This is a genomic window from Chroococcidiopsis sp., from assembly GCF_051657925.1.
Lineage (GTDB): Bacteria > Cyanobacteriota > Cyanobacteriia > Cyanobacteriales > Chroococcidiopsidaceae > Chroococcidiopsis.
In genome coordinates this window covers 1-8,101 of sequence record NZ_JBOFLP010000144.1, presented here as the reverse complement: position 1 = coordinate 8,101, position 8,101 = coordinate 1, and the positions used below count along the sequence as shown (strand labels likewise).

General features: G+C 48.5%; 7 protein-coding genes. 1 reads left to right on the top strand and 6 read right to left on the bottom strand.

Annotated features, from left to right (window positions below; translation table 11 throughout):
* From ACRC32_RS11140 to purC, 3 genes are all read right to left on the bottom strand, one after another.
* On the bottom strand, positions 1 to 320 hold a 320-nt coding region (locus tag ACRC32_RS11140), incomplete at its 3' end, for a UDP-3-O-acyl-N-acetylglucosamine deacetylase (RefSeq protein WP_438554019.1).
* A 5-nt stretch (positions 321 to 325) separates the two neighbouring features.
* Positions 326 to 2,956, bottom strand: a complete 2,631-nt coding sequence (locus tag ACRC32_RS11135) for a BamA/TamA family outer membrane protein (RefSeq protein ID WP_438554018.1) — start codon at positions 2,954 to 2,956, stop codon at positions 326 to 328.
* Positions 2,957 to 3,134: 178 nt separating this feature from the next.
* On the bottom strand, positions 3,135 to 3,884 hold the full coding sequence (purC, locus tag ACRC32_RS11130; protein ID WP_438554017.1) for a phosphoribosylaminoimidazolesuccinocarboxamide synthase: 750 nt from the start codon (positions 3,882 to 3,884) through the stop codon (positions 3,135 to 3,137).
* 544 nt (positions 3,885 to 4,428) lie between these two features.
* Between purC and ACRC32_RS11125 the strand changes: the two genes are divergently transcribed.
* The gene (locus ACRC32_RS11125; RefSeq protein ID WP_438554016.1) at positions 4,429 to 6,144 is read left to right on the top strand and encodes a polysaccharide deacetylase family protein; all 1,716 of its coding nucleotides are present in this window, start codon (positions 4,429 to 4,431) and stop codon (positions 6,142 to 6,144) included.
* Between the two features lie 195 nt (positions 6,145 to 6,339).
* Here the strand turns inward: ACRC32_RS11125 and ACRC32_RS11120 are convergent, their stop codons facing one another.
* From ACRC32_RS11120 to ACRC32_RS11110, 3 genes are all read right to left on the bottom strand, one after another.
* Positions 6,340 to 7,014 (bottom strand): vWA domain-containing protein, encoded by a 675-nt coding sequence (locus tag ACRC32_RS11120; RefSeq protein ID WP_181245383.1) that lies wholly within the window; start codon positions 7,012 to 7,014, stop codon positions 6,340 to 6,342.
* A gap of 96 nt (positions 7,015 to 7,110) precedes the next feature.
* The gene (locus ACRC32_RS11115; protein ID WP_438554015.1) at positions 7,111 to 7,239 is read right to left on the bottom strand and encodes a hypothetical protein; all 129 of its coding nucleotides are present in this window, start codon (positions 7,237 to 7,239) and stop codon (positions 7,111 to 7,113) included.
* An 18-nt stretch (positions 7,240 to 7,257) separates the two neighbouring features.
* A partial coding sequence (locus ACRC32_RS11110; RefSeq protein ID WP_438554014.1) for an SWIM zinc finger family protein occupies positions 7,258 to 8,101 on the bottom strand: 844 nt, incomplete at its 5' end.

The window sequence follows — 8,101 nt, the reverse complement described above, 5'->3', positions numbered from 1 at the left end:
GCTTCGAGCTGCGTTGAAAGTACGGTTTGACTAACTGCTCCAACGCAAGCAGGAATTCGGGGCTGAGTTGGCAAGTCGACCCGCACAAAATAGCGTCCTTCCCCCACTGCGGCGGGTAAAATACGAACTTGGCTAGTCTCTCCACTATGCAATCCTACTCCCGATTGGCTTATCGTACCTGCGAGAGTATGTGGGGTGTGGGGTGTGGGGTGTGGGGTGTGGGGTGTGGGGTGTGGGGTGTGGGGATTTTGGATATTGAATTGATTCTCCCCTCTGCTCCTCTGCTCCTCTGCTCCTCTGCTCTCCTGTCTCCTATCCATAATCCCTAGAATTTCTCCCCAATGCCAAACTGAATGCGGCTGTCGCCGTCGCTGTTCAAGCCGTAGTCTAGGCGCAGGGGTCCCAAGGGAGAATTGACTCGCACGCCTACACCGTAGCCGACTCCCGTACCTGGTTTATCGAGTAGAATTGCTGGTTCTCCAGGTACGTTACCTGCCGTCCCTAAATCGGAGCCGAAATCGACAAATAGAGCGCCACCGACAACCGAGAAAATCGGGAAGCGATACTCGGCTGTAGCAGTGACAAAACTGCGTCCGCTGCCTAATTCTCCTTCTCCGTAACCCCGTACCGAGTTACTACCACCAATGGAAAAGGCTTCGTAGGGAGGTAGATCGCCAATGACCGTTCCAGCTTGAATATTAAAAGCTAAAGTTTCCGGTCCTTCATTGAAGCTAGTAAAGTTGACCGGAATGTATTGACTGTAGCTACCCCGCAATCGATTCAGGAGAATGCTGCCGCTACCAATGGGAATCGATTGCTCTACACCCAACCGCAGGAAAGAACCGTCAGTAGGTGTCGTGATGTTATTTCGGAGATCGCGTACTGCTCCTAGCTGTACGGTTAGCAAATCGTCTGAACCGTCGTCAGAAAAACTCAAGGGAATATCTTCTCTACCGTTAAATCTGCCTTCTGGGGTGACTTCACCATCATCATCGCGGATGGAAACGCGCTGATATTGCAATCCTGCGGATGCCGTCCATTCCGACCGAGTCAAGGGATTGCGAGACAAAGGACGGGTAAAGGTAACGCCGCCACCTTGTCGCCGCACGCGGGGACGCACGCCATCATCGGGGTCGCCTACCTCGATATTCTCGTCATCTCCATCAAAGATTAGCGAAATCGATCGCCGCTGGAATAAGTTGACTGTATAGGAAGTTCTATAGGGGTCGCCAGCAATCCAGGGGTCGGTGAACCGGAGATCGAACAGCAACTCGCTCCGTTCCGTACCAACCTGCAACTCTGCCCCTAATTTTTGGTTATTGCCACCTAAATTGTTTTGCTGAAAGCTGACTGCTCCAAATAAGCCACTGGCAGAACTAATACCACCGCTCAATCCCAAACTACCGCTGCGGCGTTCGTCCACGTTCAGCACGACAATCACTTTACGGGGGTCTTGACCGGGGTTGAGGGCAACGTTTACGTCTTCAAATATCCCTAGTCCGTAAACCCGTTGCAGGTCGCTTTGAACCACGTTGCGATTGAATACGTTATTGGGCTTCAGGGCGAGTTCTCGCGTGATAATAAAATCTCGCGTCCGACCGCGAATTGGTTTGCCTTCATCGTCGGTCGCTTCGCCTTCCCGCACGAAACGGACTTGGATATCTTCAACAACCCCTTCCGATACTTGAAGCGTCACCGTGCCGTCGGGTGCAACTTGGGGCGCGGCAATCACTTGTGCCAAGACATAACCGTTTTTCTGATACCACTGGTTGAGCTGCTTAATTCCTTCCTGCAAGCGGCGGAAGTTGAGAATGTTGCCGTACTGCGGCTTGAAAGTATCCTCAACTAATTTGGGAGGCAAGACAGACGGAACATTTGTACCAGGATTGGCTTCGATTTGGACTCGCTGAAGGGTTGGGTTGGGTTGCACGATATAGGCAACCCGCACGCCCAAGGGTGTATCTTCCGGTATAGCCCGGACGTTGGCAAAAAAGCCTGTCGCAAAAATGGCATTGATATCTTCTTGTAATTGCGATCGCGTCGTCGTTCGCCCTGGAGCGGTACGAATTGCTTGGTAAACTTCGTTTTGTAATTCTTCAGTCAAAGTGCCAGTTTCGCTACTCACAGCGACTTCTGCGACAAGAACTCTAGGTTCTGCGGCTTCGGGTTGAGTTTCTGGTGTGGGTTGAGTTTCTCCTGGCGTTCCTGGCTGAGTTGGCGTAGGTGGTAGAGCGTCTGTTGGCGGTTGAGTTTGTTCTGGTGCTGGGGTGGATGGAGGAATAGGTGGATTTGGTTGATTAGGAACGCTTCCTGGTGCAGGTGCGCCGTTAGGAGTCACGGGAACTTGAATACGATTGGGTGTTTCTTGCTGCGGTAGAGATTCCGTACCTGGAGCCGGTTGCACTGGTACTGTTGGCGGCGTGGCTGGTTCCGTCGTTGGTGCGGCAGGATTATCAGAATCCGGTGCTGGTTGACGATCGCGGTTAATCGGAATTTCAATTCCTCTGGGGGTCTCGTCCTGCGAGTCGAGTTGGGCGATCGCTCGCGTTTTGAGCGCCGCTGCGCCATGCTCGGTCAGATGGCGATCGCTACGATTTGTACTTGGTTTTAGAGAAAAGCTTTCTTTTGCTACTAATTTTTTTGCTGCTAATTTTGGTGTTGGCGTTACAGCCTGTTCTCCCTTCAAACTGGCGATTAATGTTTGACGGGAAGAAGTGAGAGAATTCGGAATACCCCTGCGGGGAAGCAAGCTACGGAATTCGGAATTCGGAATTTGGACAATTTTAGAATTATTTTTGACTTTTAACTTTTGACTTTTGACTTTGAATTGTTTTCCTTGCTCCTTTATCACAGTGCGATCGGCAGGAGTTGCATACGTTGCTGGCATTTGTACCAGCATGACTTGCCGAAAGCTCGCGATCGCCGCGATCGCCACCCATACACGAAATAAACGCATTTTGTTTCACCTATTTAGCACGTCCGCACACCAATAAAAGTTTGTCATTCGTCATTTGTCATTTGTCATTCGGTAGTTGACGGTTGACGGTTGACGGTTAGCAATTGTTTGCTCCTCTCTTCCTCTGCTTCCTTGTCCCCCTTGTCTTCCTTGTCTCCCACTTCCGACTCCCGACTCCCTACTCCCGACTTCCCCCACCCCCATCAGCTTGAGCTAGCACGCGACGCAGCACCTCTTGGTAGGCGGTTTCGACATTACCTAAGTCGCGACGGAAACGGTCTTTATCCATGACTCGCCGATTGGGGTCTGTTTCAGCTACGTCCCATAAGCGACAAGTATCGGGGCTAATTTCATCGCCCAGTCGTAACTGTCCCTGAGCATCGTAACCAAACTCTAGCTTGAAGTCTACCAGGGTCATATCGCAACGCTGAAAAAATTCGCCCAGATAGCGATTAATTTGGAGCGCCATCTGTTGTAATTGATTGACTTGTTCTGGAGTTGCTAGCTCTAGCAGAAAGAGGCGATCGCTCGTCAATAAGGGATCTCCTAAACTATCGTTTTTGTAATAAAACTCTACCAACGGCTGTTTCAAAACTGTCCCTAGAGGTAATCCTGTTTGTTGACAGAGACTTCCGGCGGCAATGTTCCTGACGACCACCTCTAACGGCAAGATTTGCAATCGCCTGACGCGCATTTGATTGGCACTGATGCTTTCCAGCCAGTGTGTCGGAATGCCTTGCTTTTCTAGATACTGAAACAGCACGGTGGAGATGGTGCAGTTAATCTCTCCTTTGCCGACAATACTGCCTCGCTTTTGAGCATTAAAAGCAGTGGCATCGTCTTTGAAATGTGCCAGTAATATTTCTGGCTCTGTTGTCGTGTAAACAATTTTTGCTTTGCCTTCGTAGAGCAGCGATCGTGCAACCATTTCAGGATTACTCTTGATTAGCGTTCTAGCTTGCCAGGTATAGGCTTAATCATTTTAGCCACTATTGGACACTTAAATGAGGAGTCAGGGAATGGAGTTGACAGTTATCAGTTATCAGTGACCAGTGACCAGTGACCAGTTATCAGCGACCAGTTAATCCCGACTTCTGACTTCTGAGTTTTAAAGCTCTCTGCTTCCGACTTTTATTCCTAGACAGCATTTGTAGTAACTTAAAGCTGCCTTAGCTGGGACTTAAGCAGTGGATATTAGACTTTTAATGCATTGCGATTAGGGTGTAATTGTCTCACTTTTGGGAATGGCTTACACTTGGCTAAAACTTTATTGGCTCAGAATCTAAGAGTTTCGCTCGTTTTTGTAAATACCCATGTTGCCAACTCGCCTATATCTGTTTTTTGCTGCTCAAGATTTCAGTCCGGTGCTGTCAAAACTCTCCTACAAGAGATCCCCCCTAGCCCCCCTTAAAAAGGGGGGTTGGAGGGATATCGCCTGGAAACTACTTCTGTCAGTAACGCTGACTTTTCCCATGCTGCTTTTTGCGACTGAAGCTCAAGCGCAAGAAAAGCAAAACAATTCCTCTAAGTCAGCACCGTCTTTAAGTCATTGTCCGCAAGCTTCGCCTTATGGAACCGAACTTACTAGTTTGGCGACTCAGTTGCTTCAGACGACAAATTGGACAGAGGATAAAACCAAACTCTTTGAGTTCCTTAGCTTGAAGCTGGGACCCCAATTAGCTGCCTATTTCAACTCCAGCCCTTACCCCAATATCAACGAAAGGGCAAAATTGGCAAAGGTTCCGATCTTGATGTATCACGACATCTTACCCAAAAAACAAGTCTTTTTTGATGTCACACCCCAAGAATTCGAGCAGCATCTTCAATTTATTAAAAAACAGGGTTTTACCCCCATCAGTTACGACCAACTTGTTATTCATCTGCGGACGGGTTTACCCTTGCCAGAAAAGCCGATTATGTTAACGTTTGATGACGGCTACGGGGGACATTACGAATACGTTTATCCGCTGCTGAAAAAATATGGCTATCCAGCCGTGTTTTCTATTTATACTTCTGGGGTAGGCAACAACGTCGGTAGAAGCCATGTCAGTTGGGAACAACTGAAGGAAATAGCAGCCGATCCGTTGATAACTATTGCGGCTCACAGCGTCACCCATCCCGAAGATTTGCGCCGCCTGTCCGACGACAAACTCCAAATGGAAGTGACTGAATCTAAACAGATTTTGGAAAATAAGCTAGATATACCAATCCGCTATTTTACGTATCCGGCTGGGAGATATAACCAAAAAGTTGCCGCAGCAGTTAAGAAAGCTGGTTATCTATCGGCGCTGACGATGAACGACAACGACGAACGCTTTGCTGGCGACTCGGAAAGTTTACTTGCCATCGGTCGCTTCGGTCAATCTAACTTAGCACGGGCGATCGCCAACCCAGAATCTAGCATTCTCTCTCAAGCTTCAGGTGGCATGAAAATTCCCAACTGGGGGGGGAAATTCGATTTTTCTGCCAATGTCACCTTCAACAAAACCACCATCGATCGCACCTACTTGTTATTAATTTCTGGTGGTAGACCAATGACGATCCATGCGAAAAGCCGCTACCAAGTACCAGAGATTTTAGCTGATACTGCCGCAGTTGCGGGCGTAGATGGGGGCTTTTTCTCGCTCAAAGTCCTTAATTCCAACGTGATGGTCGGTCCCGTACTCAGTCAAAAAGCGAGTCATTTTATCCCAGGTAACGCTGGTGAAAATCCTCTGCTTGCGGGTAGACCCTTGGTATTAATTGGTACTCAAGCAGTTAAATATATTCCCTTCGATCCCTTCTTACACAACACGCTAGAAGGAATCCAGGCGGAGATGCCGGACGTAACAGATGCTTTTGTCGCTGCTGCTTGGCTGGTCAAAGACGGACAACCGCGATCGCGAGAGTCTTTTGGTAACTTATTTGGTTTTGATGCTGCGCGTCGTCGGGCTTTCTGGGGAATAAACCAGGCAGGACAGCCCACAATTGGCGTGGCTCCGAGAAATGTCGATGCTGTCAAGCTGGGTGCAGTATTAGCTAAAGCTGGGTTGCGAGATGCGGTGATGCTCGACTCCGGCGACAGTTCCTCTCTTGCTTACAAGGGTGAATTATTAGTCCCTTATACTCCTCGACCCGTGCCTCACGTCGTCGCCTTGCTGCCACCAGACGGAGACGAGAAAGCGAGTTGTTTAGTGGTAAAACGTTGAAAGAGGGGCGACAAAAGGTAGACATCCCATCCACTGAAACTGTGCCTTGGAAGATCCCCCCAACCCCCCTTAAAAAGGGGGGCAAAAGAGGGGTAGGGCTATTGCAAAGATAAAGAGAATGGATACGGTTTGACAGCGATCGCCACAGGTAAACACTGATAACTGGTCACTGGTCACTGGTCACTGGTCACTGATTTAGACTACGCCCCAACCTGGTGGCGGGAGAGCAACTTGATCTTCTGGTTTGGATTGGGAAACCCGCTGCATACTTGCTGATAGCCAGATAAACAGCTCTTTGAAGTTTAACCCTTGTAACTTTAGGGGGCTGCGAACGACAATTTGGCTCAAGCGCGTCATGTTGGCTGATTCTACCCCTACAGCAAAGAAAGCAACTCGCTTACCTGCCTCATCGTCGCGAATCCGTTGCGTGGCTTGGTCGATGATACTGTCTGGTTCTCCTTGCGGTTCGCCATCCGTGATCAAAAATACCCAAGGACGATAGTAATTCACGCCATTACTACGATATTGACCTTTACGGGCTTCGATCATATCTAGCCCTTGGAGAATTGCCCCACCCATGTGAGTTAATCCTTGAGCTGATAGGCTAGGCGGTTCAAATATGTCAGCAGTGACGAAATCCTGAGCTACTTTCACGTCACTACCAAACGTGACGATCGCCACTTCAACCCGCTTGCGCGCCAAGTTATCTTGGTTTAGTTCCTCTTTGAAAGTGCGTAAACCCTCATTGAGAGCGTCAATAGCTACTCCCTGCATGGAGCCAGAAGTATCTAACAGTAGGACGCACGGACAGCGCGGTTCTGGGTTTTCGGCAAATTCCACCGCATCTTCAAGTTTCAAAGCTTCAGCCATAGTTGAGTGAGAAAATAAACAACATTAAGATTTAAGACCTTAGTTTATTAAACGACGCGATCGTCATATATTCCACCCATTGTCAGTTATTAGTTATCAGTAAAGAATGGGGTGTGGGGTGTGGGGTGTGGGGTGTGGGGTGTGGGGTGTGGGGCAATTTTGAATTTTGGAGTGAATTTCTTCCTCAGCCTCCTCAGCTTCCTCAGCCTCCTCAGCTCTCTTCACCCCCTCACTTCTCGCTCCTCATCCAGTACTCATCGCTGCGATCGCGGCTTGTTGGCTGGCTTGTTGGTAAAGGTTAGTAAAGTATTGCTGTACCATGCCAGATGCAGTTGCATCACCTCGATCTGCTTCATCGGTTTCTAATTCTGCCACGGGAATTTCCCCTAAGACATCTAAAATCGTTTCGCCGCTGAGTGACGGTGCTATGACCACTAACGATGGGTCGAGTGGTTCGTTGTATTGCCAAAATGAGGGAGTCGGGAGTCGGGAGTCGGGAGTCGTAGGGGCGGATTTAGCAGAAGATTCACGGCTTCTATCAACAAATCGTGGTTCAAAACCCGCCCGTGGGGAATCGGGAAATTTTGAATTTTGAATTTTAACTTCTCCCTTGTCTCCTTTACTACGAAATTCTCTCAAGGAAGTCAGAACTTCATCCTTAGTGCGTCCCCGTAGTTGGAACAAGACAAACGGATCTTCGCTGAAGCGATCGCCTAGTTGATAGTAAACTGCGGCGACGTGTTTGCAAGGGTTGGCTTTGTCAGGACAAGAGCAGCGACTTTTGACTTCTGATAGGGTAAATGGAAATAATGACAATCCATTTGTGGTAAATACTTCTTCTATATTTTGCGGCATTTCTCCTGCTAATAACTTGGCTGCATATATTGCTTTTTGGGACATGGTTTCTACGACATATCCCCACTGTTCGTCATCAAATTTGTCTAAAAATAGGGAAACTTTGTATGGTTCTGGATCTGTGCCTTGTACTCGTGCTAATACTTGAGATTCTTCAAATTTGATACTTAGAATATTTCCTTGTCGTGCATAATTTCTGCCACGTTCCAATCGCTTTTTGAACCGATAGGAA